Here is a 25,018-nt window from a genome sequence, read left to right as displayed (position 1 = left end):
TCCTGCCGATTCTAGCGAGGCTGGGCACTGCGCCGCGAGACCGCGGTTCAGAGGGCGGGGCGACCCGCGCTGGCGAGCTGCTGCGCGCAGGCGCCTTCGGCGGTCGGTGCCGAGGTGACGCAGCTGGCGAAATCGTCGGGAAGACGCGTCAACAACAACGTATCGCCCTGGCGCATGGTGAAGACGGTGATCGGTGGTTCGCAGGCGACGTGGCTGGTGCTGCACGAGCCGGGCAGTACGGTGAAGTGGCACAGGCCGCTCTGGCTGCGCAGGCAGCGGAACGTGGCCAGCTCGCCGGAGATCTGGATCTTGCTGTAGACCAGGTCGATCCCGTGGGTCAGTTCGTGGGTGACGACGGTGCGTGTGGGTTCGAAACCGGTGAGGGATAACACCAGATAGAACAAAAGGATCAGCTTTTCCATGGTGACCTCTTGTGATGCTCGGCAGGGGAAGGTTTCCGGTACTTACATGTTTCGGAACAGCGTCATGAAAGGCTGGCTCACCACCAGTGTTTCGGGTCGCTGCTTGAGCCGCAGCGTGCCCTTGCCCGTGTCGTCGCGGACGATCGAGGCGACCGCGCGCAGGTTGACGATGGTGGAGCGGTGGATCTGCTTGAACACGGCGGGGTCGAGTACCGCCGCCAGTTCGCGGATGGGCTTGCGCAGCAGCGCCTCGCCGTCGGCCGTCATGGCGATGGTGTATTTGCTGTCGGCGCGAAAATAGGCGACGTCGTCCACCATGACCAGGCGCGTTTCGCGTCCGTTGCTGGCGGTGATCCAGGTGAGCGGCTCGGCGCGCGTGCCAGGTTGCAGCATCACATCGCGCAGCAGCTGCGATAGCGCGGCTGCATCCGTCGCGCGGGGCGCAGCGCGCGTCTGCAGGCGCTGCATGGTGGCGGTGAGCCGGGCCTCGGTGATGGGCTTGAGCAGATAGTCCACGGCGCCGCGTTCGAATGCATCGATCGCGTACTGGTCGTAGGCGGTGGTGAACACCACCTGCGTTTGCGGGCTTGCCTCGGCGGCAGCCTCGGCGACTTCCAGTCCGCTGAGCCCCGGCATGCGGATATCGAGGAAGGCGATGTCGGGTTGATGCTCGCTGATCGCTTCCAGGGCGCTGGCGCCGTCTTCGCAGTCGGCGACGATCTCCAATTCCGGCCAGACGCGCGCGAGCAGATCGCGCAGCGCCGTGCGCAACAGGGTTTCGTCTTCGGCAAGAATGGCAGTGGTCACGACGCGTGTTCCGTGGTCTCGTTGCGCAGGGGCAGGGTGATGGTGGCGGCCACGCCTTCGGGCGCATTGCTGACCACCGAGAGCGAAGCGTCCGTGCCATAGATCAGGCGCAGACGTTCGCGCACATTCTTCAGGCCGATGCCGGTGCCGCCGCTGGCGTCGCTGAAACCGCGGCCATCGTCGGCGACCGTGATGGACACTGTGTTGTCGTCGCGGCGCGCCAGGATCCACACCGTGCCGCCGCCGGGCTTGGGCTCCAGGCCGTGCTTGATCGCGTTCTCCACCAGCGTCTGCAGCATCATCGGCGGCATGGCGATGGCGCGCAGCGCATCGGGCACGTCGATCTGCAGGGACAGTCGCGGCCCCATGCGCAGCCGCATGATTTCCAGATAAGCACGGGTGCGTTCCAGCTCATCGCCCAGCAGGGACAGCGCATCGTCGCGCTGCGGCAGGGAGTGGCGCAGATAGTGGATCAGATGCCCGAGCATGTGATCGGCCTGCAGCGGATCGGTGCGCGTGAGGTATTGCGCGCTGGCCAGCGTGTTGTAGAGAAAGTGCGGCTCCACCTGCGCATGCAGCAGGTTGAGGCGGGCCACGGTGCGTTCCTTCTCGTTTTCAGTCTGGGTGGCGCGGCGTTGTTCCTGGCGACGCTTCTCGGCGATGCGGCGGGTGATGGCGCGGGTGATGGCCTCGGCGTTCTCCAGGTTGGTGCCGTCGTCCACGCGGAACCAGTCGGTCCATGCGCCGGCTTCCGGCTCGCAGATCAGCGTGACGCTGCCCGAACCCTCGCGCGGCGTGACCGTGGCGAAGATCTGGTTGCGCACATGGCCGAACCACAGCGACGGGTCGAGACGTTCGAACGGATTGGTTCCATAGGCCTTGGGGCGCTGTACCTTGGCGCGGATCTGCAGGCTGTCGCGGGCGCTTTCCACGTCTTCGCTGCGCGGCAGTTCGCGGATGGCGGCGTCGAGCAGGTCGAAGGCTTCGCCGGCTTCCAGCGGTATCTCGATCTGCCGCCGCTGGCGGTTGCCCATGGTGCTGTCGTCGAGATGCCCGGCGATCAGACGCACGCGGCGCAGATGGGTCACTGCGCTGGTCACTACCATCACCAGGGTGAGGAAGATAAGCAGGACGAACATGGCCCCGGTATCTCTGTAGCGCAGCGGCGGACTGTTGGCGAGCAACAAGGCCACAAACAGCAGCACGAAGAACCAGAACACGACCAGGCGGGCTACGAAGAAAACGCTCTTCATCACGACGTCCTTGATTGGGATGCGTCGGAGCATAACCAGCTGCTTTGGCGCTGGCGCGTGGTTTTCGACGGAACCGGCCCTTGGGGCGACGAAACGGGCCGGGGCCGGGATGAAGCAGGGCGCCGCGCAGGCGCCGACGGATCAGGCCGCGGTGCGCGCCCGCGTCACGCGGCTGGCGGTTTCCTTGTGCAGCTGGCCAGCCAGCCAGGCGCCGGTGGCCACCAGGATGTCCAGATCGATGCCGGTTTCCATGCCCAGGCCGTGCAGCATGTAGACCACGTCCTCGCTGGCGACGTTGCCGGTGGCTCCCTTGGCGTAGGGACAGCCGCCCGTACCCGATACCGCGCTGTCGACCACGCGCACGCCTTCTTCCAGGCAGGCGAGGATATTGGCCAGCGCCTGCCCATAGGTGTCGTGGAAATGCACGGCGAGGGCCGACATCGGTACCTCCTGTGCCACTGCCTTCAGCATGGCGCGTGCCTTGGCCGGCGTGCCGACGCCGATGGTGTCGCCCAGCGAGACTTCGTAGCAGCCCACCTCGTGCAGTCGACGCGCCACGCGTACCACCTCGCTGACCGGCACATCGCCCTGATACGGGCAGCCCAGCACGGTGGAGACATAGCCGCGCACTTTCACGCCGTCCTGCTTCGCGCGAGCCATCACTGGCAGGAAACGCTCGATCGATTCATCGATCGAGGCGTTGATGTTCTTGCGGTTGAACGCTTCGGAAGCGGCAGTGAAGATCGCGATCTCGGTGACACCCACGGCGCGGGCGCGCTCGTAGCCCTGCTCGTTGGGCACCAGCACCGGATAGCTCACGCCGGGGACCTTGCGGATGCCCTGGAACACCTCGGCGGCGTCAGCCAGTTGCGGCACCCACTTGGGGCTGACAAAACTGGTGGCTTCGATGGTCTTCAGGCCGGTGCTGGACAGGCGATCGATCAACGCGATCTTCACGTCGGCGGGCAGCAGGGTTTTCTCGTTCTGCAGGCCGTCGCGTGCGCCGACTTCGACAATGCGGACATGGTTCGTGCTCATGCCGATCAGCATAGCGCGTTGGCGCCGGGGCGGCGCATCAATGTGGCAGTCGCTCGGGGTGGAATGGCTGGATAAAGGGCAGATACAACGCCTGCGCCTGCGGTGTGGTCAGGCCGGTCAGGGCGCTGCCGTGGTCGGTGGACTGCAATGTGACTACGTACCGATCGCTGAACAGCGCGATGGCTTGGGCGGGGCCGACTTCCGACTGCGCCGTGACGTGGATGACGAACGAGTCCGGCGTCGAGGTACGCACCAGCACGGGCGCGTAGTCCGGGCCGCCCAGGGCGCGAAAAGATTCGGCGTTGGTCTGCATCGGATCGGTCATGACGGTGAGCATTTCGACGGCCTGCCGCGTCACCGAGCGTTGCATGTCGCGCGTGCGCCCGTTGACGTCTTCCGTACCCGCGGGAGCGCCGGTATCGGCGGGGCGAGTGTCGGTCACCGAGATTTCAACCTGCTTGCTTCCGTTCTTGCCGTAGACCGCGCGAATGCTGGTGGGCGTGCAATCCCACAAGCGGAACGGCAGGCCGCCGATCTCGTCCTTGGGCGGTAGCGACGGGGCGAGGGGATTGTCGGCGCATTTGGCCGTGGAAGCAGCGTCTTCCCGTGCCTGCTTCGCGGCGTCTGCCTGGCTGTTCTCGGCGCCGGATGTGGCCTCACCTTCGTGTTTGCCGCAGGCAGCCAGCAGCGGGATGGCGATCAGGGTAAGCAACAACGTCGACCGCAAGCAACGAAAAGGCGCGAGCATGGATTCTCCCCAGCCCCGGGCAAGGACCCGGGCGATGGGGCAAGCGTCGAGATTGTGTTGTCGACGCGGCGTCAATCCGCGCTTTCAGTCGGCGAAGCGCAGCAACACCGTATCCGCTTCGACGAAGTCGCCCTGGGTCGCGTGCACGCTGGCGATGCTGCCACTGCGCGGCGCCTTCAAGGCAAGCTCCATCTTCATCGCCTCCATCACCAGCAATTCCTGGCCTTCTTCGACGGTATCGCCCGCATTGGCCTTCACCAGCACGATACGGCCTGGCATCGGTGCGGTGATCTGGTTGCCGCCGGCGGCTTCCTTCGATTCCCAGGCGAAGGCGGGCGCGCGCTCGAACGCATAGCGATAGCCTTGCGTGTCGTGCACGGTCACGCGGGAGGCGTCCGCGCGTACCGGTACGCGCATGGCCTCACCGTCGAAACGTGCGCTCAATGCGTCCGCATCAAGGCGAGCGCCTTGCACGTCGCAGGATGCGTCGGCATAGCGCAGCTGATAGTTGCCGTCATGGCCATGCGCTTCCACTTCATGGCGCTGGCCATGCAGCGACAAGGCAACGATGCGCTTGCCGGCATGACCGACGCGCCATGCGTCAGCGCGCGACCAGGGCGAATGCGGATCGCTGGCGTTGGAGGTCACGCTGGTCTCTTCGTGCATCAGTGCGGCCACGGCCGCGGCAAACAGCACGGATGCCGCCGGCGCCACATCACCCGCCAGGAATTGGTCCAGGTGACGGTCGAGATAGCCGGTGTCGATGCGTCCTTCGACCACCACCGGGTGGCGCGAGAGTCGTTCGAGGAAGGCGATATTGGATTTCGGCCCCACGATTTCGCTGGCCATCAGCGCATCGCGCAAGCGCTGCAGGGCTTGCGGGCGATCGACGTCCCACACGATGAGCTTGGCGATCATCGGGTCGTAGAAGATGGTGACCGTGTCGCCTTCAATCACGCCGCCATCCAGACGCACGTGGCGCGACGGCGCAGGCAGACGCAACTTCACCAGCTTGCCGGAGCCGGGGAGGAAGTTCTGGTCCGGATCTTCGGCATACAGGCGCACTTCGATGGCATGGCCATGCGCCTTGATTTGTTCCTGCGCGAGAGGCAGCGGGTGGCCGGCGGCGATGAGCAGCTGCCATTCCACCAGGTCCAGGCCCAGGGTTTCTTCGGTGACGGGATGCTCGACCTGCAGGCGCGTATTCATCTCCATGAAGAAGAACTCGCCGTCCTGGGCGACGATGAATTCCACCGTGCCCGCGCCGACATAGTTCACCGCCTTCGCCGCGGCGACAGCGGCAGCGCCCATGGCAGCGCGGCGTGCGTCGTCGAGGAAGGGCGAGGGCGTTTCCTCCAGCACCTTCTGGTAGCGGCGCTGCGCCGAGCATTCGCGCTCGTTGAGATGGATGACGTTGCCTTGCGTGTCGCCGAACACCTGGAATTCGATATGGCGCGGATGCTCCACATAACGTTCGAGGATGACGCGCGTGTCGCCGAACGAACTGGCCGCCTCGCGCTGCGCGGACGCCAAGGCATCGACGAACTCCGCCTCGCTGCGGACGATGCGCATGCCCTTGCCGCCGCCACCGGCCGCGGCCTTGATCATCAACGGGAAGCCGGTGCGACGCGCCTGCTCGGCGAGCACGTCGGCAGATTGGTCGTCACCGTGATAACCCGGCACCAGGGGCACCTGATGTCGTTCCATCAGCGCCTTGGCGGCTGCCTTGGAACCCATCGCGTCGATGCTTTCCGGGCGCGGGCCGATAAAAGCGATGCCGGCATCGGCACAGGCGCGCGCAAACGCGGTGTTTTCGGAAAGAAAGCCGTAACCCGGGTGAATGGCCTGCGCACCGCTCTTGCGCGCCACCTCGAGGATGGCATCGCCACGCAGATAGGATTCCGTCGGGCGCGGGCCGCCGATCGGCCAGGCCTCGTCCGCCAGGCGCACATGCTGCGCATTGGCATCGGCCTGCGAATACACCGCGATGGTATGGATCCCCAGGCGTCGGCAGGTGCGGATGACACGGCAGGCGATCTCGCCACGGTTGGCAATGAGTACGCGCTCGAACATGCGGCTTCCGGGGGAGGCTGGGAGCCGCCAAAACTACCAGATTGGGGCGCGGGAGCCGATGCGCGGCGCAACATGTCCGCCAAAACCCTTGTGGGAGCGCACCCTGTGCGCGACGGCCGTCACCTCACCGTTCGCCCGTCGCGCACAGGGTGCGCTCCCACAGGACTGAGGGGTTTACTCCCCGTCCCAGTACCCCACCTGCATATCGGCCCGCGTCACCATGCGAAAGCCCTGCGGCGTGCCATCGGCCGCCGGCGGATATTCCGCCAGGATGCCGATCTTGCCGGTATCGGGGTATTCGCAAATCTCCGGCGACTCCTTGGTGCTCACTGCGAGATAGCGCATCTCGGTCGCGCCGGTATTGATGATCTGATGCGCTTTCTCCGGGCCCCCGGGCGGGCAGGCGATGACGTCGCCAGCGCGGATCGGATAGCGCTCCTCGCCGAAGCGCACTTCGCCACTGCCTTCGATGATGAAGAACATTTCCTCGTTGACGCGATGACAGTGAAGCGGAAACGCACGCTTGCCGGGCGGCACCGCGGTGATGTTATAGCCCAGTTTTTTTGCGCCGATCTGTGGACCGAAGCGACCCATGCGCGCTTCGAAACGCTCGGCGGTGTCGCCGGTGGGACCCATGCCCGGCGGAAACGGCTGCAGCTGGACGTCGGCGATATTGATGATCGGATGCGTCATGGCGTGGTCTCCATGGAGTGGTCGTTGTCTGCGGCGTCAGCCCGGCTGGTGGCAGACCGCTTCGATATTGTGGCCATCGGGGTCGAGTACGAAGGCGCCGTAGTAGTGCTCGTGATAATGCGGACGCAGGCCCGGCGCGCCGTTGTCGGTGGCGCCCGCCTCAATGGCGGTGCGATGAAAAGCCATCACGGCAGCGCGGTCGGGGGCCGTGAATGCCACGTGCACGGCGCCGCTGGCGTGGGCGGTCTGCGAGGTGCCAATCCAGAACGTCGGGCGCCCGGCGATGCCGAATCCGGCGTGCGAACCGTCGCCCGTCTGCTCCTCGGTTACCTCCATCACCAAGTCGCCGCCCAGCGTGGCGAGCACCTTGCGGTAGAACTCGCGGCTGCGTTCGTAGCCGGAAACCTGCAATCCGACATGGTCGATCATCGTGTCGCTCCTGACGAAAGAATCGGTCAACGGGGATGACGTATCAGTCTGCCGCACACCATGCAGCAGCACGTTTGGCCAGGAACGCGCCCAACCCTTCCTGACCTTCTGCCGATACACGCAGGCGTGCGATCAGTGCAGCGTTTTCGCGATCGGTGGTTTCCGCTTGCGCCTCATCGGCGCCGGCCATGCGCAATGCCAGCTGCTTGGCTTGCGCCTGCGCCACCGGTCCGGCCTTTGAAAGCAACGCAAGCGCAGCGTCGACCGCGCTATCCAGTTGATCGGTTGGCACGCACTGATGAAGCAGGCCGATCTGCAGCGCCGTGGCGGCATCAAACAACTCGCCCGTGACAAACAGGCGACGCGCCTGTCGCAAGCCGATCGCGTGAATGACGTACGGCGAAATCACCGCCGGCACCAGGCCGAGTTTCACTTCGGTAAGGCCGAAGCGCGCGCTGTCCACGCCGATGGCGATATCGCAGCACGCCACCAGGCCCACGCCGCCGCCATACGCCGCGCCGTTGACGCGGGCGATGGTGGGTTTGGGCAGGTATTGCAGCGTGCGCATAAGCGCTGCGAGGCGCAGCGAGTCTTCGCGATTCTCCGCTTCGCTCGCGCTCGCCATGCCGCGCATCCAGTTGAGATCCGCGCCGGCGGAAAAGCTGGCGCCTTCGCCGGTCAGAATCACCGTGCGCACCGCGCTGTCTGCGCCGGCCTGCTGCAGCGCGTCGGTAAGCTCCGCAATCAGGCCATCGTCAAAGGCGTTGTGCACCTGCGGGCGATTCAGTGCGATGCGGCGCACGCTGCCGTGATCGGCGATCTGGATGCTGCTGGCCATGGAAAGCTCCTGCTGGGGAGCGCTATCGTAAACCGAACCATCCCCGACCATCTCGTGGGCCGGGGATGCGGGGCTTAGTCCTTGGCCGGCAGCACCAGGAATTCGGCGGCTTGCCGTGCGCATCCCTTGGAGTGTTCGGCGCTCAGTTCGCGCCACCACGGTTGCACCGTTTCAAACTGCGCAGGTTCGATCGCCTCGCCCAGGCGGGGCATCACCAGGCCCTCCGGGACCCGGGCCAGCAAGACCTCGGCCGGCTCGGCCCATGGATGCATGGCCAGATTGAAGGTGCCCCAGTGCACCGGCAGAAAGCGGCCGCTGCCCAATTGGCGCCACGCGCTGATGGCATTGTCGGGACCCAGGTGCACGCTGCCCCACGAAGGATGGAACGCGCCCACTTCGATCATCACCAGGTCGAAGGGCCCGAGGCGCTCGCCGATCTCGCTGAAATGCGGCGACAGGCCCGTGTCGCCGCTGAAGAACACCGCATGGCGTTCGCCGCGCAACACGAAGGACGACCACAGCGTGGCGTTGCGGTCGTGCAGGCTGCGGCCAGAGAAGTGGTGCGAGGGCGCGGCAGTGAGCGTCAGTCCGCACGGCAGCGTGGTGCTTTCCCACCAGTCCAGCTCGGTGATGCGCGCGGCCGGCACGCCCCAGGCTTCCAGGTGCACGCCCACGCCCAGCGAGGTGATGAAGGGCACGTCCAGCTTCGCCAGCGCGCGGATGCTCGGGTAATCGAGATGGTCGTAGTGATCGTGCGAGATCAGCACGGCATCCAGCGGCGGCAGCTTGTCGATCGCCACCGGCACGGGCTGGAAGCGCTTTGGGCCCATGAATGAAAACGGCGAGGCACGCTCACCCCAGACCGGATCGGTGAGCACGCGCGCGCCGTCGATTTCCAGCAGCACGGTGGAATGGCCAAGCCAGGTGCTGCGCAGGCCGGTTTCCACCGGGCGCGTCCACGCGGCACGCGGATCGAGCGAGGGCAGTGGCCGGGGTGGCGTGCGTCCTTCGCCGTGGAAAATGAAATCGACCAGCGAAGGCTTGTCGTCGGCCACGCGCGGTGTGCTGGACGGATAGGTATTGGCAAAGGCTTCGCCGGCGTACTGCGAGGAAGCTTGCATGCGTTCGAGACGTAACCCGCTTGCGTGTCTGGCGAATAGAGCCATGTGAACCTCGGTATCCATGGGGTAGCGGCGTCGCAGTGGCTTGCGATGGCCTGCCTCACTGCTATCGGGGCGGTGGCTGCCAGTTCCAAGGCGGCCGCGATGGTGGCGGTTCAGCCCCATGTTCTTGCGGCTTAACGGGCCTATAGGCGGCATCCGGCCGCGCTGCAGTACCCGGATGGCTCATGTACAATGCGAACCATTCTTATTTAAGTTGGTGACCAGTGCGCCTGTCCGATCTTCCGAAAGGGGCTACTGCCGTGGTGGACCGAGTGGATGATGCTCACGCTTCCGACCCGATTGCGCAGCGCCTGCGCGACCTGGGCTTCGTGGCGGGCGAGCCGGTTCGCGTGGTGGCGCAGGGCCCGCTGGGGGCAGATCCCTTGCTGATCCAGATCGGCTCGACGCGCTTCGCGTTGCGCCGCAAAGAGGCGGAGCGCGTGCAGGTCCAGTCGGAGAACGCTGGATGAGTGCGGGCACGCTGCGTATCGCCCTGGTCGGCAATCCCAACTGCGGCAAGACCGCACTGTTCAACCAGCTCACCGGCGGTCGCCAGAAGGTGGCCAACTACGCTGGCGTCACGGTGGAACGCAAGGAAGGCCGATTCACGGCGCCTTCCGGCCGCGTGCTGCAGCTGCTCGACCTGCCCGGCACCTACAGCTTTGACGCCACCAGCCCCGATGAGCAGATCACGCGCGACGTGCTGGAAGGCAATTATCCGGGCGAGGCCGTTCCCGATCTGATCGTCTGCGTGGCCGATGCCACCAACCTGCGCCTGCACCTGCGCTTCGTGCTGGAAGTAAAGCGGCTCGGTCGCCCTGTGGTGCTGGCGCTCAACATGATGGATGCCGCGCGTCGTCGCGGCATCGTCATCGACGTGCCGGAACTGGCGCGACGCCTGGGCATTCCCGTGGTGGAAACCGTTGCGGTGAAACGCGACGGCGTAAGAGCGCTGATCGCCCAGGTGGACGGTGAGATTCCGCAGGCCGCGCCCGCGCAGTCCGATGACGCCGAAAGCCGCGCCGATCTGCATGTGCAGGTGCGCGAGCTGATGACAGCCACCGTGACCATGCCGCGCGCCACGGCGGAGATCGACGACGCGCTCGACCGCTGGGCGCTGCATCCCGTGTTCGGCCTGGCCATTCTTGCCCTGGTGATGTTCCTGGTGTTCCAGGCGGTGTATGCCGCCGGCAAGCCGATGACCGATCTGATCGGCGACGGCTTCGGCTGGCTGGGCGAGCACGCCACCGCGTGGATGCCGGCCGGTCCGCTGCAGAGCCTGCTGGTCGACGGCGTGTTCGGCGGCCTCGGCACGGTGATCGGCTTCCTGCCGGAAATCCTGGTGCTGTTTTTCTTCATCCTGGTGCTGGAGGAGTCCGGCTACCTGCCGCGCGCAGCCTTCCTGCTCGATCGCCTGATGGTGTCGGTGGGGCTGACCGGGCGTTCCTTTATTCCGCTGCTTTCCAGCTTCGCCTGCGCCATTCCCGGCATTATGGGCACGCGCAGCATCACCGACCCACGCGATCGCCTGTCGACGATCCTCGTCGCGCCGTTGATGACGTGTTCCGCGCGTCTTCCCGTCTATGCGCTGTTGATCGGTGCGTTCATACCCACTCATCGCGTGCTGGGCATCTTCAACCTGCAGGGCCTGGTGCTGTTCGCGTTGTATGCGGCAGGCATTCTTGGCGCGATGCTGGTGGGCTGGGTGATGAAGAAGCTGCGCCGCGATCGCAGTGAGCACGCATTGCTGATGGAGCTGCCGTCGTATCGGCTGCCCAAGCTGCGCGATGTGGGACTGGGCTTGTGGGAGCGCGGCACGATCTTTCTCAAGCGACTCACCGGCATCATCCTCGGCCTGACCGTGCTGATGTGGTTTCTGTCCACGTTCCCGTCGCCGCCGGCAGGCGCCACCGGTCCCGCGATCGACTACAGCTTCGCTGGTTACATGGGTCGCGGCCTGCAATTCATCTTTGCGCCGCTGGGTTTCAACTGGCAGATCAGCGTGTCGTTGATTCCCGCATTTGCCGCGCGTGAAACCGCCGTGGCCGCGCTCGCCACGGTGTATGCGGTCGGTGGCGACGGTGCCGATGGCGCCGGCCTGGCGCAGGCGCTGGCGGCCAACTTCTCGCTGGCCAGCGCGTTGTCCTTGCTGGTGTGGTTCGCGTTTGCGCCGCAGTGCATGTCCACGCTGGCGGTGATCCGCCGCGAGACCAACTCGTGGCGCAACGTGGGCATCTCGTTTGGCTACATGTTCGTGGTGGCGTATATCGCCTCGTTCCTCACTTACCAGATCACAAGCTGGCTGACATGAGTACTGGGTTGCTCGTGCAATACGTGATCATCGGCGCGATCGTGCTGATCAGCGCATGGATCACGCTACGTAAACTGGCGCCGAAGTTGACCAGCCGCTGGCTGGCATCGCTGGCGCTGCGTCTTGACCGGCAGGGCAGCGCGGCATGGCAGCGTGCGCTGGCACACCGCCTGCAGCCCAAGCAGTCCAGCGGCAATTGCAGCGATGGTTGCGATACCTGTGGCTCTTGCGGTCCCAAGCCGCCGGCTGCCGCGCGCGACGTGCAGCCTCTTCATTTCCGTCCGCGCGGCAAGTAGCAACTTACTGACGGTTCCCCGGCAGCTCCATCGGCGGATTGATCTTGTGCGTTGCCGGGTCGTCCGACTTGACCGGCGTAAGAATGCCCACCGTCACCGTGCCCGAGAGCAGGTAAGAGGCGAACTTCGGATCGTACGGGTCATCGCTGGCGCGCAACTGTTCATAGGCGATGACGCCATCCGTCTGATGCACGCCGGTGACTTCACCGGCGGTGAAGGCTTGCATGCCACCGTTGCCAACGTCATAGCTGATCGGCGACTCGTGACTGTTTCTGCCGGTGGTGCCGCCCACGACCAGATGTGGCGCTGCCGAGCCCACGCGCGAGCCGGTCGCCGACATCAGCACCTCACGCCAGCGCGCCTTGGCCCGCACCAGTGCGGTGGCGTCGCCATAAGTCGGCAACAGTTCGCGCCATATCACATTCGCCTGTTCGAACTGCTCCGGCGTCATGTTCGCGTAGAGCAATTGCTTGGCGTAGACGTACTGCGTTTCGTTGCGCTCGGCGGCCAGTGCGAACCAGGCCATGGCACGCGGCAGGTCGACCGGCGAGCCGTGGCCGTTGAGATACATCACGCCAAGGTTGTATTCGGCCGGCTTGTACGCCCAAGAGGCCGACACCTTGTACATCGCGATGGCGTGCTCGTAGTCATGTTTCTGGTTGGCCAGCGCGCCCAGGTAGAAGAAGTATTCGCCCGGACGGCCATCGTCCTCGGGCCGATTGAACGGATCGGTGCGGCTGGTGGGAACGTCCGGCGTGGCCCGGTAGCTCACCACTTTCGGCGGCGGCGCCTTCGTGTCGATGGGGATGGTGGGCAGCGCAGTGTCCGTGGCATGCAGGGCAGGGGAGAGCCATAACCCGGCCAGCAGGATGGCGGAGAACGGCGCTTGCAACAGGTGATTTCGCACGGTCATGGCGACACCTCGCATCGTCTGCCTGGGGTGGAGCAGCGAGTCGAAATTACTCCCAACCGTGGCGCCATTCAATCGCATGGTTGCCGGTGGCGCATCGCAGGAATGCGCGCCGGCAACCTGCTCGATCGCCCACCCCGTCAGCGATGGGGGAGTTGTTCGTAGCGCGCCAGCAGATGGCTGAAGACCGGCCAGAACGGCTGCGGCAAATGGCCGTCCAGACGATCCTCCAGGATATTGAGGTGGGTATGCCAGCCGCCGCTGACGCCGGCGATATCGGCGGCCTTGAGTTTGCTGTGCGTCACCGTGAGGCGAACCTGTTCACCAGCGGGTGCGAGCTCGAAGCTGACTTCCGAAGGCTCCTGTGCATCGCCCCAGGAGATCGCCAGCAGGGTTGGCGGCTCGCAGGCGATGACGCGGTGATGGGTGGTCTTGCCAGCAGCGATCGATGCGAATCGGGCTGGCGGCGGCAGCGGCGTCTGCGACAGTTGGGCGTGATCGAAGCGCAGCTGGAATTCGCTGCCCACGCGTTGTTCCATCGTGCCGCTGCCCAGCCATTGCGCGCGCTTGTCCGATTCGGTGAGGTAGGACCACACGCGCTCGATCGGTCCCGGCAGCAGGCGTTCGAAACGCGCCGTGTCTGCGGCAAGCAACTGGCGCGGGGGATCGCGCTGCAGCTTTTGTGCGAGCTTCGCGAGGATGCCACCCCAGCCTTCCTGCGTCGCTTCGGCCCATTCCGGCAGCACGCCTTCATGCAGCATGCGCAGTTCGCAACCGGACCCGGACGGGACGATGTCGATGCTGACCTTCGTAGTGGCCTGGGAATACTTGGGCACGGCAAAGGTGAAGACGAGCCGCCGCGGCCGATCGATTTCCAGATACTCGCCGACATGCTCGACGTCTTCGCCATCGCGCCTGTCGATAAAACTGAAATGGCCACCGACGCGCGCGTCGATATCCACTTTCACCATCTCGCCGTTTGGCGCGGAATAGAGCCAGCGGCCAGCGGTGGCGGGATCGAGCCATGCATCGAAGACGCGTTCCGGGCTGGCGTCGAAATGGCGGGAGATGCGCAGGGTTCGTAGCGTGCTCATCGACAATTACCTTTTGGGCAGGGCGCTGTCCTCGGCCTTGAGCAAGGCCTCGAGCGCATCGAGTTTGCGGTTCCAGAACTGCTCGTAGAAGCGCAGCCATTCATCGGCGGCAGCGAGCGGCCCCGGTTCCAGACGACAGATATGGGTGCGACCCTTGACCAGACGGCGCACCAGGCCCGCGCGCTCCAGCACCTTCACATGCTTGGAGGCTGCGGCCAGCGACATCGCGAACGGCGCGGCCAGTTCGCCGATATTGCGGTCGCCGTTGGCCAGGCTGCGCAACATGGCGCGGCGGGTGCCGTCGGTGAGGGCCTGGAAGACGGTGTCCAGGGTGGGCATCGGATATTCAACCATGGAGTTGAATATCCACCTCGCTCAGTCGAATGTCAACCGTTTGGTTGAATGTGGGCCGACCAGGCCTTGTGCGTGCCCTCGGTGCGGATGAGACGACAGATCGCTAAACTCGCGCGGTTACTCAGGAGCCACCCATGCAGCACACGCCCAACACCGAGACGGCCGTGCCCGACGGCGATCTCTCCGATGTGATCATTTCGCCGACGCATGTCCACCATCCGGCCGGCCACAACGTGGTCGACACCTTGGACATCGCCGGACACGACGAAGTGGATCACGAGACCGCCTTGCGCGAGTCCTCGTTGCGCGTTCCGCGCTGAATGCCTCAAGCGTGACCTAAACTCGTTCGCCTGCCCTTGTGGCCAGGCGAACGTTGACGCTTACATGCGGAACACGCCGTAGCGCTGCGGTTCGATCGGCGCATTGAGCGAGGCGGAAATCGCCAGGCCGAGCACGCGGCGGGTATCAGCTGGATCGATGATGCCGTCATCCCACAGGCGCGCGCTGGCGTAGTAGGGGTGGCCCTGGCGTTCGTACTGGTCGCGGATCGGCGCCTTGAACGCTTCTTCTTCCTCCGCGCTCCAGCTTTTGCCGCTCGCTTCGATGCCGTCACGGCGCACCGTCGCCAGCACCGAGGCGGCCTGCTCGCCGCCCATCACGCTGATGCGCGCGTTTGGCCACATCCACAGGAAGCGTGCGCCGTACGCGCGGCCGCACATGGCGTAATTGCCGGCGCCGAAGCTGCCACCGATCACCACGGTGAACTTGGGCACGTGCGAGCACGCCACCGCGGTCACCATCTTGGCGCCGTCCTTGGCGATGCCCGCGTTCTCGTATTTCTTGCCGACCATGAAGCCGGTGATGTTCTGCAGGAATACCAGCGGCACGTTGCGCTGGTTGCACAGTTCGATGAAGTGCGCGCCCTTGAGCGCCGACTCGGAGAACAGGATGCCGTTGTTGGCGATGACGCCCACCGGATAGCCGTGGATATGCGCAAAGCCGCATACCAGGGTCTTGCCGTAGCGGGCCTTGAACTCGTGGAACTCCGAGCCGTCCACGATGCGTGCGATGACCTCGCGGATATCGAACGGGCGTCGGCTATCCTGCGGGATCACTCCGTACAGTTCCTCGGCGGCGTGCAGCGGCTCGCAGGGCGCGCGCAGGGCCAGCGGCATGTCTTTCTTGCGGTTGAGGCTGGCGACGATGTCCCGCGCGATGGAGAGCGCGTGCGCGTCGTTCTCGGCATAGTGATCGGCGACACCCGAAATAGACGTATGGACATCCGCGCCGCCCAGCGCCTCGGCATCGACCACTTCGCCGGTGGCGGCCTTCACCAGCGGCGGGCCACCCAGGAAGATCGTGCCCTGCTCGCGCACGATGATGGTCTCGTCACTCATCGCCGGCACATAGGCGCCACCGGCAGTGCAGGAACCCATCACCACGGCGATCTGCGGAATGCCCAGGCCCGACATGCGTGCCTGGTTGTAGAAAATGCGGCCGAAGTGCTCCTTGTCCGGAAACACCTCGTCCTGCAGCGGCAGGAAGGCGCCGCCGGAGTCGACCAGGTAGATGCAGGGCAGGCGGTTTTCCAGCGCGACTTCCTGCGCCCGCAGATGTTTCTTCACCGTGATCGGGAAATAGGTGCCGCCCTTGACCGTGGCGTCGTTGGCGACCACGACCACTTCCAGGCCATTGACCCGGCCGATGCCGGTGATGATGCCGGCTGCCGGCGCGGCATCGTCGTACATGCCATGGGCGGCCAGTGGCGAGAGCTCGAGGAAGGGCGAGCCCGGATCGAGCAGGGCGCGGATGCGTTCGCGCGGCAGCAGCTTGCCGCGGGCCGTGTGCTTGGCGCGGGCCTTCTCGCCGCCGCCTTCCGCACTGCGAGCCAGCTCACGGTGCAGGTCGTCCACCAGTCCCTTCAGCTGCGCGCTGCTCGCCTGGAAATCCGGGGCGCGGGGGTCGATCTGCGACGCAATGACACTCATGGGCTCAGGCTGCCTTGGTGGGGAGCGTCGATCATAGCGGCCCATGGCCGAGGGCTAAATCGGCGTCGCAGCATAGAAGGGGCACGTACTTTCACTTACGCACAAAGACTGGCCGCTGCTTTTGCATGGGGCAAAAAAAAACCGGCCGCACAAGGCGGCCGGTTTTAGAAGTACACGAGTGTACTTAGTGACCAGCGGTCGAAGCAGCAGCCGGAGCAGCAGCGGTCGAAGCCGGGGTCGGCGCAGGCTGTTCGGCCGGAGCAGCAGCGGTCGAAGCGGGAGCTGCGGCCGGAGCCTCTGCCGGAGCAGCAGCAGCCTTCTGAGCCTGGTCAGCAGCCTGCTGAGCCTGGTCAGCCGACTTCTGAGCGTCCTGCGCGGAATCCTGCGCGCCGTTGCTGCAAGCCGCCAGCAGCGCGACGAGCGCAGAGGCGAGAAGGGTACGCGTGAACTTCATGTTGAATCTCCTTTGCCGTGGAATGCCGTTTGGCGGGCGTATTAATAGCGCTTTCGCGGAAAATCCGCCACATCTTTGTGTGAACGGGCAAAAATGGTTAACCCCGCTTTCATCGGCGGCCACCGGTGGGACCGCCAATCAAGGGCTTAGTCGAGCAGTTCCACCGCAACGGCCGTGGCTTCGCCACCACCAATGCACAGCGACGCCACGCCGCGCTTGAGGCCGCGGGTCTTCAAAGCATTGAGCAGGGTGACCACCAGGCGGGCACCGCTGGCGCCGATCGGATGGCCCAATGCACAGGCGCCGCCGTTGACGTTGATCTTGTCGCGCGCGATGTCCAGCTCACGCATCGCAGCCATGGCCACCACGGCGAAGGCTTCGTTGACTTCGAACAAGTCGACGTCGCTGGCCTTCCAGCCGGCCTTCTCCAACACCTTATGCAGTGCACCGACCGGCGCGGTGGTGAACCACTCCGGTTCCTGCGAATGGGTCGCGTGGGAGACGATGCGAGCGAGGGGCTTGAGCCCACGCGTCTTTGCGTCATCGGCTGACAACAGCACCAGTGCGGCGGCGCCATCGGAGATGCTCGAAGAGCTGGCAGCCGTGATGGTGCCATTCTCCTTGCGGAACGCCGGCTTCAGCGACGAGATCTTGCTGGTGTCCGAACGGCCCGGCTGCTCATCGGTGTCGACGGTGATGTCGCCCTTGCGGCTGGAGACGGTGACCGGAACGATTTCGCCGGCGAATGCGCCGTTCGCCTGGGCGGCCTTGGCGCGGTCCACCGACTCCTTCGAATAGGTGTCCTGCTCCTCGCGGGTAAAGTGGTACTTGTCGGCGCACAGCTCGCCGAACACACCCATGGCCTTGCCGTCGTACGGGTTGGTGAGGCCATCCCACGCCATGTGGTCGACCAGGGTGCCATCGCCGTAGCGGATGCCGGTGCGCGCATTGACCATATGCGGTGCATTGGTCATCGACTCCATGCCGCCAGCGACCACCACCGAGGCCGAACCGGCCTTGATCAGGTCATGGCCCAGCATCAGGGCCTTCATGCCCGAGCCGCAGACCTTGTTGATGGTGGTGCAACCGACGGCCACCGGCAGGCCGGCGCCCAGGGAGGCCTGGCGGGCAGGGGCCTGGCCGAGGTTGGCCGGCAGCACGCAACCCATGATGACTTCGCTGACATCGGCGGGGGCCAGTCCGGACTGCTCGATCGCGGCACGGATGGCGGTGGCACCCAGGGTGGGGGTGGGTACGCCGGTGAACTGGCCGAGGAAGGAGCCAATGGCAGTGCGCTTGGCACCGACGATGACAACGCTGACGTCCGACATGGGGATCTCCGCAAGTACTTGATGGGGCGAGGCCCCGGTTTAATCCGAGAATTATCGCAGCCCGCCAGTAACCGGGGCAAACCGGCCCTCTTTGCGATACCAGCGGGATCTTGCAGGCATTTAGTTGCGATTTCGTTGTGCAAATATGGAGGCGCGCGTGGCCAATACCAGGGAGACGCGCGCAGGGCAGTCATCTTGAACGTGATTCAGTGGGGCGGGGGCCTTATGAATACGGTGATGCAGGGGTTTCGGTACCGTCGTGGCGCGGTATGGGTCTGCCTGGCTCTGGGGCTGAGCGCCTGCGGAGGCGGCGGTGGTGGCAACACCAGACCCTCGCCGCCGGCACCCGCGCCGGCTCCGGCGCCGCCACCGGCCTCCACCGCGCCGCCACCGCCGGTCGATGCGCAATTGACGCTCACCAACACCAATGCTGCGCACGCCGCCGGCTACACCGGGGCGGGCGTCACCATCGGCGTGGTCGATACCGGCGTGACCTCCACCCACCCGGCTTTGGCGGGGCGCGTGATCAAGGAACTCACCTACGTCAATCCCGCCACCAACAACCTCAAGGTGGATGACGTCAACGGCCACGGCACCTACGTAGCCGAGATTGCCGCGGGCAAACCGTTTGGCCAGTTCGTCGGCGGCATCGCCCCGGGCGCGAACATCGTGTCGGCACGCATCATCGACGACAGCGCGCCCGACGATAATGGCTCCACGCCACCGGCGCCGGTGAATTCGTCCGATGCGATACCGCTGAGCCAGGTCAATGCCGATCTGATCGCCAACGGCGTCAGGGTGATGAACAACTCCTGGGGCGGCATCAGCTGGAGCGCCAGCGACACCGCCACCACCCAGGGTTTCCACGACGCGTACAACACCTTCATCAATAGCTGGGGCGGCCTGGTGGTGTTTGCGGCGGGCAATGATTCGCAGGCCAATCCCAGCAGCATCGCGGCGCTGCCAAGCCTGGCGCCGGATCTGGCGAAGGGCTGGCTCACCGTGGTGGCAATCAACAGCAACAGCCCCACTCAATTGGACAGCTATTCGAACCGATGCGGCATCGCGATGAACTACTGCCTGGCCGCGCCCGGCGATGTGATCGTGAGCGGCAAGAGCGATACCAGCACGGCCAATGAGACCTACTGGATTGTCGAAGGCACCTCGCTGGCGGCGCCGCAAGTCTCCGGCGCGGCTGCCCTGGTGTGGCAGGCCTACCCCTATTTCAACAACGATCTGGTGCGCCAGACCTTGCTCGGTACCGCCGATCCCTTGGGCGGCTCGCAGCCGAACGCCACCTTTGGCTACGGCGAGCTCGACGTGGGCAAGGCGGTCAATGGGCCGGAACAATTCAACTGGGGCGACGTCACTGTCAGCTTCAGCGGCAGCTCAAGCTGGAACAATCCCATCTCCGGCGCCGGCGGCCTGATCAAGCAGGGCACGGGCACGCTGACGCTGACCCAGCCGTCCAGTTATACCGGGTTGACCCAGGTGCAGGGCGGCATGCTGGTGGCTGCATCGTTGGCATCGAGCGTGAGCATTGGCGCCCAAGGCGTGTTGAGCGGTACACCATCCATAGCCGGATCAGTCACCAATGCCGGCGTGCTGGCGGTGGCCGGTACCGATGTCAACGTGGCCGGCAACTATGCGCAACAGGCGGGCAGTCGGCTGGCGGTATCGCTGGGCTCGGCGTTGCGGGTCGGTGGCGCGGCCACGCTGAGCGGTGGCGATCTTTACGTCACGGGCATCAATTCGGGCTATCAGGCCAATGCGCATACGGACGTGTTGACGGCCAAGGCCGGCATCTCCGGCACGTTCTCCGCATTGGACGTGGCCACCGGCGTATTGCTCAGCGCCACGCTCAACTACAACAGCACGGACGCGTGGTTGAACGTGGCCCAGGTGCAAGCCTCGGCGGTGACGGGCATGACGTATACGCCGGCCTCGTTTGGCGCCGCGCAGCGCATCGATGGCGCGTTCAATCAGATCAACACGCAGGTGAGCTCGGGCACCACCGTCACCGGCCATCCGCTGCCGACCTCGTTCATCAATGGCGCAGCAAGCCTGCAGCAAACCGCAACGACCGCTGCCTTGCAGCAGTCGTTGAATTCACTGTCGGGCCAGCTGCACGCGGCGAGCGCAGCGATGACTTTCGATGCGATGGATGCAGGGACGCGTGCGCTATCGCAACGCTTCGACCAACTGGGCGAGGTCTATACCGCCGGCGGCTGGACGCAGACGCTGGGTAGCTACGGCAGCATGAATCGCAGTGGCTACAACAGCGTGGGCTATGACCTTAACGGCTGGATGGCCGGCCAGGATCGCCGCGTGGGCAGCAATGGGGTCATGGGTTTTGCGGTGAGCCAAAGCCAGGATCTGGGACGCCTCGACGAATTCGCCGACCAGGGCCGCAGCCGCGCGGTGGAAGGCATGCTTTACGGTGGTTTCGTACAGAACCAGTGGTATGCGATGGGACGGCTGGGCATGGGCTCGTATCGCGAGGACATGCGGCGCCATCTCGAGCTGGGCAGCGATGTGGAAAGCGTCGCCAGCGATACCAACGGTACCTACGACATTGCCTATGGCGAAAGCGGCTACCGGATGCAGTGGGGCAGTGTGCGCATAACGCCGTATGCCAATCTGCAATACGCCAATATCCGCACCGATGGTTTCGACGAACTCGGCGGTGCCGGCTTCGGATTGAAAGCCGCGTCGCAGACGATCGAGCGCTGGCAGGCAGGCGCCGGCCTGCGCGCGGGCCGCGACTGGTCGTTGCCGGGCGGCGGCAGCTTGAGCGTGCAGGCGCACATGCTTTGGCAGCGCGCCTTCAGCATGCGCGGCGATGTGCTTGATGCGAGTTTTGCAGTGCTCAATCAATGGGCGCCGGTCGGTGGCATCGGCCTGTCCCGCTATGGCGGCGAGGCCGGACTCAGTGTGGACTGGGCGATCTCGCATCGCTCCCGCCTGTCGCTGGGAATGGATCAGTACGTCGCCGAGCATGAGCACGGCAGGATGGACACGCTGGCCTATCGCCTGTCGTTCTGACCCCGAATGAGGCGCGGTTCTACCGGCCCGCATCTCTGCGATGCGGGCTTTTTCATCCTGTGAACCTCTAGGAATTTTTCGCACCATGTTGTGCGAAGATTAGTCAGGGAGGTGCTGGCGGAGTCCAGGTAACAGGCCGCCGCGCCATGGATGCAAGGGATGCCCTAAGGGGGCGCAGGGGGAACAATGGAGAGTGGTCTGGGCGGAATGCGTTTCCGCCAGGTTTCCGTATTGGTATGGATGGCGCTGGGCCTCAGTGCCTGCGGTGGCGGCGGCAACGGCAATGTGAAGCCGGCCCCTGCCTATACACCACCGGGGCCGGGCTATTCGCCGCCTGGATCGGGTTATTCTCCGCCCACGGGTCCAGGGTCCGGTGGCAGCACGCCACCGCCAACAACACCGCCCACCACGCCGCCGCTCACGCAGCCGCCGCTCGATGCGCAGCTGTCGTTGACCAATACCTATGCCGCCCGCAGTGCCGGCTTCACTGGCACAGGCGTGACCATCGGCGTGGTCGACAGCGGCATCATGCGCAACCACCCGGCGCTGGCGGGCAAGGTCACCCAGGAATTGACCTATATCAACCCGGCGACCAACAACCTGTCGGTGGACGATGTCGTCGGCCACGGTACCTGGGTTTCGGAAATTGCCGCCGGCAGCGCCTTCGGCAAATTCGCGGGCGGCATTGCACCGGGCGCCAGCCTCGTGTCGGCACGCATCATCTCCGACAAGGCGCCCGACGATGACGGATCGACGCCGCCGTCCACGGTATCGGGGCAGGATGCCGTGCCGTTCGGTTACATCAATCAGGATTTGATCAATGCCGGCGTGAAGGTGATGAACAACTCCTGGGGTGGCATTACCTGGGACGCGAGCGACACCGCCACGACCAAGGGCTTCCACGATGCGTACGCGCCGTTCGTCAACGGCGGCGGCCTGGTGGTGTTTGCGGCAGGCAATGATTCACTGCCCAATCCCAGCACCATCGCCGCGCTGCCCAGCATGTCGGGCGCGGAGGATCTGCAGAAAGGCTGGCTGGCCGTCGTCGCCCTGGACAGCAGCAACCCCACGCAGCTGGCGAGTTATTCGAACAAGTGCGGCGTGGCCATGAACTACTGCCTGGCCGCGCCGGGCAACGTGGTTGTCAGCGGCAAGGACGACACCACCAGCAACCAGACTTACTGGATCGTCGAAGGCACTTCGCTGTCTGCGCCTGCCGTATCCGGTGCGGCAGCGGTGGTGTGGCAGGCGTTTCCGTACTTCACGAATGACCAGGTGCGCCAGACTCTGCTGGGCACGGCGGACGATCTGGGTGCGCCAGGCGTGGACTCCACCTTCGGTTATGGCGAGCTCGACGTGGGCAAGGCCATCCTGGGTCCGGCCAAGTTCGACTGGGGCAACTTCGACGTCACGCTCAACATCAACTCCACCTGGGGCAATGCGATCAGTGGTAGCGGCGGTCTGACCAAAGACGGCACCGGCACGCTGACGCTGACTCAGGACCCGAGCTATACCGGCGACACGTTCATCGAGCACGGTGCGCTGGTTGCACCGTCGATTGCCGGCAACCTCTACATCGACCATGTCGATGCGATCATGAGCGGCGCGCACAGCTTCGGTGCGGACGTCCAGAACCTGGGCACGCTGGTGGTGGCCGGCGGCGACGTACATATCAGCGGCAGCTACTACCAGGGCTTCACTGCCACGGACGGCCAAACCGGTCGACTCGCGCTGGAGTTGGGGCGTTCGCTCAATATCGATGGCCAGGCCGTGCTCGTTGGCGGCAATCTTTATGTGATTGGCGCCATGCAAGGCTATGTGGCCAACTCGCACACCAACGTGCTCACCGCCAAGGGTGGACTCACGGGCCAGTTCACCGGGCTGGATGTGGCCTCCGGCGTGCTGCTCGCGGCCACGCTCAACTACGACAGCAATAGCGCATGGCTTAACGTGACCCAGGTGCAGGCCAGTGCCGTCAATGGCATGACCTACACCACCGCTTCGTATGGTGCTGCACAGCGCGTCGACAATGCCTTTGGCGCAATCAACTCCCAGCTGGGGCAGGGCACGCCACCGATCGGCGGCACGCCGGTAGGCACGGACTTCATGCATGGCGCGGCCAGCCTGCAGCAGACGCAGACCACCGCGGCCTTGCAGCAGTCGCTGGAAAGCCTTTCGGGCCAGCTGCACGCCGCCAGTGCGGCGATGACCTTCGAAGCGATCGATGCCGGTACGCGTGCGCTGTCGGATCATTTCGACGGGCTGGTCGACACGCGAACGACCGGCGGCTGGGCGCAGACGCTCGGTTACCACGGCAGCATGAGCCGCAGCGGCTACGGCGATGTGGGCTACGACCTCAGCGGATGGATGGCCGGCCAGGACCGCAAGCTCGGCAGCAACGGCGTGCTGGGTTTTGCCGTGAGCCAGAGCCAGGGCCTGGGCCGTCTCGCTGAATTCGCGGACCAGGGCCAGAGCAATGCCGTCGAAGGCATGCTTTACGGTGGCGTCATGCAGGACAACTGGTACAGCATGGGTCGACTCGGTTACGGCACGTACCGGGAGAATATGCGCCGTCACCTTGAGCTCGGCAGCGATGTGTCAGGCGTGGCCAGCGATACCAACGGCCGCTACACCGTGGCTTATGGCGAAAGCGGCCTGCGTACCTCGTTCGGCGGCATCCAGGTCACGCCGTACGCCAACATGCAGTACGCGCACATCCAGCGCGATGGCTTCAATGAACTGGGCGGCTACGGCTTCGGCCTGAAGAGCGGCGAGCAGGATGTGGAGCGTTGGCAGGCCGGCTTCGGCGTGCGTGCGGGCCATACCTGGTCGCTCGCCGGTGGCGGCAGCCTCGGCCTTCAGGCGCGCGCGCAATGGCAGCAGGCCTTTGCCATGCATGGTGACGTGTTCGACGCGAGCTTCACTGGTGTTGACCAGTGGGCGCCTGTCGGTGGCGTGGGGTTGTCGCGCTATGAAGGTCAGGTGGGCTTGTCGCTCGACTGGACGATGTCGGCGCGTTCTAGTCTGCAGTTTGGGATGGATCAGTATTTTGGGCAGAACAGCCAGGGGATGATGGGGATGCTCAATTATCGGCTGAATTTCTGACGTAGCTCTCTCTCCCTCTCCCCGTCGGGGAGAGGGTTGGGGTGAGGGGCGGGTGCTCGCGGGAACGGTTCTATTCCGTGGTGCGCTGGCAAGAATCGTTCGTCATCCCGGCGCACGCCGGGATCCAGTGGCGGTGGGCCGCGATCGTCGCGCTACCGCCAGCGTGCCGCCTACGACGCGAAGCTAGTCCCTGTGGGACGCGGCGGGCGTTTCGAACGGCTGCCGCCGCTCGAGTCACTTTTCTTTTGCTGGCCCAAAAGATCCCACGGGACTAGCTTCGCGTCGAAAGTAACCCAAAGAAAATGGCCGGATAACGCCGGCAGCATTGTGTTGGGATAAGCCCGAACGCTCGAGGCGCGTCGCTGCGGGACAACCTCCGAGGGTACACAGGGGATACTTCAAAGCGCTGCGCAACGCGCCCGAATCGCTGAGGACTTAAAGCGGGCCTCGCTGCGCATCGGCTTTGGCCGCACATGGCACTTGATCCCGCGCCTGGCGCTTGTCTGTGGGAGCGCACCCTGTGCGCGACAGCCACGCTGTGGTGTACCGCTCCGTAGGTTTGTCGCGCACAGGGTGCGCTCCCACAGACAAGCGGCTCGCATGGTTGAAACCGTGAGCCACGGCGCGGGTGCTCCCTTGTAGGAGCGCACTTGTGCGCGACCGCCG

At 65.1% G+C, this 25,018-nt stretch carries 21 protein-coding genes and 1 pseudogene; 6 read left to right on the top strand and 16 right to left on the bottom strand.

Annotated elements, in window-relative coordinates; translation table 11 throughout:
* Positions 1-47 precede the first annotated feature (47 nt).
* From AC1DE1_RS11395 to AC1DE1_RS11350, 10 genes are all read right to left on the bottom strand, one after another.
* The gene (locus tag AC1DE1_RS11395; protein ID WP_477176051.1) at positions 48-422 is read right to left on the bottom strand and encodes a hypothetical protein; all 375 of its coding nucleotides are present in this window, start codon (positions 420-422) and stop codon (positions 48-50) included.
* 42 nt (positions 423-464) lie between these two features.
* Positions 465-1,229 carry a LytR/AlgR family response regulator transcription factor gene (locus tag AC1DE1_RS11390; RefSeq protein WP_477176052.1) on the bottom strand — a complete coding sequence of 255 codons (765 nt, stop codon included), beginning with the start codon at positions 1,227-1,229 and terminating at the stop codon, positions 465-467.
* Complete coding sequence (locus tag AC1DE1_RS11385) at positions 1,226-2,482, bottom strand: sensor histidine kinase (protein WP_477176053.1); 1,257 nt, start codon at positions 2,480-2,482, stop codon at positions 1,226-1,228. The genes AC1DE1_RS11390 and AC1DE1_RS11385 overlap by 4 nt, the downstream gene beginning before the upstream one ends.
* A 141-nt stretch (positions 2,483-2,623) precedes the next feature.
* Entirely contained in the window at positions 2,624-3,520 is an 897-nt protein-coding gene (locus AC1DE1_RS11380; protein ID WP_477176054.1) for a hydroxymethylglutaryl-CoA lyase, read from the bottom strand.
* Between the two features lie 37 nt (positions 3,521-3,557).
* The gene (locus AC1DE1_RS11375; protein WP_477176055.1) at positions 3,558-4,268 is read right to left on the bottom strand and encodes a hypothetical protein; all 711 of its coding nucleotides are present in this window, start codon (positions 4,266-4,268) and stop codon (positions 3,558-3,560) included.
* Between the two features lie 84 nt (positions 4,269-4,352).
* Positions 4,353-6,341 (bottom strand): ATP-binding protein, encoded by a 1,989-nt coding sequence (locus AC1DE1_RS11370; protein ID WP_477176056.1) that lies wholly within the window; start codon positions 6,339-6,341, stop codon positions 4,353-4,355.
* Positions 6,342-6,515: 174 nt separating this feature from the next.
* Positions 6,516-7,034: a cupin domain-containing protein gene (locus AC1DE1_RS11365; protein ID WP_441604274.1), complete on the bottom strand. Its 519-nt coding sequence runs from the start codon at positions 7,032-7,034 to the stop codon at positions 6,516-6,518.
* Between the two features lie 36 nt (positions 7,035-7,070).
* Positions 7,071-7,463: a VOC family protein gene (locus AC1DE1_RS11360; RefSeq protein WP_477176057.1), complete on the bottom strand. Its 393-nt coding sequence runs from the start codon at positions 7,461-7,463 to the stop codon at positions 7,071-7,073.
* Positions 7,464-7,506: 43 nt separating this feature from the next.
* Positions 7,507-8,301: an enoyl-CoA hydratase-related protein gene (locus tag AC1DE1_RS11355; RefSeq protein ID WP_477176058.1), complete on the bottom strand. Its 795-nt coding sequence runs from the start codon at positions 8,299-8,301 to the stop codon at positions 7,507-7,509.
* A gap of 74 nt (positions 8,302-8,375) precedes the next feature.
* Positions 8,376-9,422, bottom strand: a complete 1,047-nt coding sequence (locus tag AC1DE1_RS11350) for an MBL fold metallo-hydrolase (protein WP_477176059.1) — start codon at positions 9,420-9,422, stop codon at positions 8,376-8,378.
* Positions 9,423-9,688: 266 nt separating this feature from the next.
* Here AC1DE1_RS11350 and AC1DE1_RS11345 point away from each other — a divergent pair, with 266 nt between their 5' ends.
* From AC1DE1_RS11345 to AC1DE1_RS11335, 3 genes are read left to right on the top strand one after another with little or no spacing between them, the layout of a single operon-like run.
* Positions 9,689-9,934: a FeoA family protein gene (locus AC1DE1_RS11345; RefSeq protein WP_441604270.1), complete on the top strand. Its 246-nt coding sequence runs from the start codon at positions 9,689-9,691 to the stop codon at positions 9,932-9,934.
* On the top strand, positions 9,931-11,775 hold the full coding sequence (gene feoB / locus AC1DE1_RS11340) for a ferrous iron transporter B (protein WP_477176060.1): 1,845 nt from the start codon (positions 9,931-9,933) through the stop codon (positions 11,773-11,775). Before AC1DE1_RS11345 ends, feoB begins: the two co-directional genes overlap by 4 nt.
* Positions 11,772-12,071, top strand: coding sequence for a DUF6587 family protein (locus AC1DE1_RS11335; protein WP_477176061.1), 300 nt, complete (start codon positions 11,772-11,774; stop codon positions 12,069-12,071). The genes feoB and AC1DE1_RS11335 overlap by 4 nt, the downstream gene beginning before the upstream one ends.
* A gap of 4 nt (positions 12,072-12,075) precedes the next feature.
* Here AC1DE1_RS11335 and AC1DE1_RS11330 read toward each other — a convergent pair whose 3' ends face one another.
* The 3 genes from AC1DE1_RS11330 to AC1DE1_RS11320 form a co-directional block, all read right to left on the bottom strand.
* Positions 12,076-12,984 (bottom strand): tetratricopeptide repeat protein, encoded by a 909-nt coding sequence (locus AC1DE1_RS11330; RefSeq protein ID WP_441604267.1) that lies wholly within the window; start codon positions 12,982-12,984, stop codon positions 12,076-12,078.
* 137 nt (positions 12,985-13,121) lie between these two features.
* Positions 13,122-14,075: an SRPBCC domain-containing protein gene (locus AC1DE1_RS11325; RefSeq protein WP_477176062.1), complete on the bottom strand. Its 954-nt coding sequence runs from the start codon at positions 14,073-14,075 to the stop codon at positions 13,122-13,124.
* Positions 14,076-14,081: 6 nt separating this feature from the next.
* Entirely contained in the window at positions 14,082-14,429 is a 348-nt protein-coding gene (locus AC1DE1_RS11320) for an ArsR/SmtB family transcription factor (RefSeq protein WP_477176063.1), read from the bottom strand.
* Positions 14,430-14,563: 134 nt separating this feature from the next.
* Here AC1DE1_RS11320 and AC1DE1_RS11315 point away from each other — a divergent pair, with 134 nt between their 5' ends.
* On the top strand, positions 14,564-14,749 hold the full coding sequence (locus AC1DE1_RS11315) for a hypothetical protein (RefSeq protein ID WP_441604264.1): 186 nt from the start codon (positions 14,564-14,566) through the stop codon (positions 14,747-14,749).
* 60 nt (positions 14,750-14,809) lie between these two features.
* Here the strand turns inward: AC1DE1_RS11315 and AC1DE1_RS11310 are convergent, their stop codons facing one another.
* The 3 genes and pseudogenes from AC1DE1_RS11310 to AC1DE1_RS11300 all read right to left on the bottom strand — a co-directional run bounded on the left by AC1DE1_RS11310 (position 14,810) and on the right by AC1DE1_RS11300 (position 18,202).
* A complete protein-coding gene (locus AC1DE1_RS11310; protein WP_477176064.1) occupies positions 14,810-16,417 on the bottom strand; it encodes a carboxyl transferase domain-containing protein in 1,608 nt (535 codons plus the stop codon).
* Positions 16,418-16,610: 193 nt separating this feature from the next.
* A pseudogene (locus AC1DE1_RS11305) lies at positions 16,611-16,871 on the bottom strand (hypothetical protein); the annotation flags it as partial.
* Between the two features lie 146 nt (positions 16,872-17,017).
* Positions 17,018-18,202: an acetyl-CoA C-acyltransferase gene (locus AC1DE1_RS11300; RefSeq protein ID WP_477176065.1), complete on the bottom strand. Its 1,185-nt coding sequence runs from the start codon at positions 18,200-18,202 to the stop codon at positions 17,018-17,020.
* Positions 18,203-18,427: 225 nt separating this feature from the next.
* On the opposite strand from AC1DE1_RS11300, the gene AC1DE1_RS11295 reads away from it, so the two are divergent.
* Together AC1DE1_RS11295 and AC1DE1_RS11290 are read left to right on the top strand one after the other, a co-directional pair.
* Entirely contained in the window at positions 18,428-21,247 is a 2,820-nt protein-coding gene (locus AC1DE1_RS11295; protein WP_477176066.1) for a S8 family serine peptidase, read from the top strand.
* A gap of 207 nt (positions 21,248-21,454) precedes the next feature.
* Positions 21,455-24,352, top strand: coding sequence for a S8 family serine peptidase (locus AC1DE1_RS11290; protein ID WP_477176067.1), 2,898 nt, complete (start codon positions 21,455-21,457; stop codon positions 24,350-24,352).
* Positions 24,353-25,018: the final 666 nt, after the last annotated feature.

The organism is Dyella sp. 05T440 (assembly GCF_056395965.1).
This window is presented reverse-complemented; position numbering and strand designations above follow the sequence as displayed.

Coding starts and splice junctions, on each gene's coding strand:
- AC1DE1_RS11395 (WP_477176051.1), bottom strand. CDS start 422: ATGGAAAAGCTGATCCTTTTGTTCTATCTGGTGTTATCCCTCACCGGT.
- AC1DE1_RS11385 (WP_477176053.1), bottom strand. CDS start 2,482: ATGAAGAGCGTTTTCTTCGTAGCCCGCCTGGTCGTGTTCTGGTTCTTC.
- AC1DE1_RS11380 (WP_477176054.1), bottom strand. CDS start 3,520: ATGAGCACGAACCATGTCCGCATTGTCGAAGTCGGCGCACGCGACGGC.
- AC1DE1_RS11375 (WP_477176055.1), bottom strand. CDS start 4,268: ATGCTCGCGCCTTTTCGTTGCTTGCGGTCGACGTTGTTGCTTACCCTG.
- AC1DE1_RS11370 (WP_477176056.1), bottom strand. CDS start 6,341: ATGTTCGAGCGCGTACTCATTGCCAACCGTGGCGAGATCGCCTGCCGT.
- AC1DE1_RS11365 (WP_441604274.1), bottom strand. CDS start 7,034: ATGACGCATCCGATCATCAATATCGCCGACGTCCAGCTGCAGCCGTTT.
- AC1DE1_RS11360 (WP_477176057.1), bottom strand. CDS start 7,463: ATGATCGACCATGTCGGATTGCAGGTTTCCGGCTACGAACGCAGCCGC.
- AC1DE1_RS11355 (WP_477176058.1), bottom strand. CDS start 8,301: ATGGCCAGCAGCATCCAGATCGCCGATCACGGCAGCGTGCGCCGCATC.
- AC1DE1_RS11350 (WP_477176059.1), bottom strand. CDS start 9,422: ATGCAAGCTTCCTCGCAGTACGCCGGCGAAGCCTTTGCCAATACCTAT.
- feoB (WP_477176060.1), top strand. CDS start 9,931: ATGAGTGCGGGCACGCTGCGTATCGCCCTGGTCGGCAATCCCAACTGC.
- AC1DE1_RS11335 (WP_477176061.1), top strand. CDS start 11,772: ATGAGTACTGGGTTGCTCGTGCAATACGTGATCATCGGCGCGATCGTG.
- AC1DE1_RS11330 (WP_441604267.1), bottom strand. CDS start 12,984: ATGACCGTGCGAAATCACCTGTTGCAAGCGCCGTTCTCCGCCATCCTG.
- AC1DE1_RS11325 (WP_477176062.1), bottom strand. CDS start 14,075: ATGAGCACGCTACGAACCCTGCGCATCTCCCGCCATTTCGACGCCAGC.
- AC1DE1_RS11320 (WP_477176063.1), bottom strand. CDS start 14,429: ATGGTTGAATATCCGATGCCCACCCTGGACACCGTCTTCCAGGCCCTC.
- AC1DE1_RS11315 (WP_441604264.1), top strand. CDS start 14,564: ATGCAGCACACGCCCAACACCGAGACGGCCGTGCCCGACGGCGATCTC.
- AC1DE1_RS11310 (WP_477176064.1), bottom strand. CDS start 16,417: ATGAGTGTCATTGCGTCGCAGATCGACCCCCGCGCCCCGGATTTCCAG.
- AC1DE1_RS11300 (WP_477176065.1), bottom strand. CDS start 18,202: ATGTCGGACGTCAGCGTTGTCATCGTCGGTGCCAAGCGCACTGCCATT.
- AC1DE1_RS11295 (WP_477176066.1), top strand. CDS start 18,428: ATGAATACGGTGATGCAGGGGTTTCGGTACCGTCGTGGCGCGGTATGG.
- AC1DE1_RS11290 (WP_477176067.1), top strand. CDS start 21,455: ATGCGTTTCCGCCAGGTTTCCGTATTGGTATGGATGGCGCTGGGCCTC.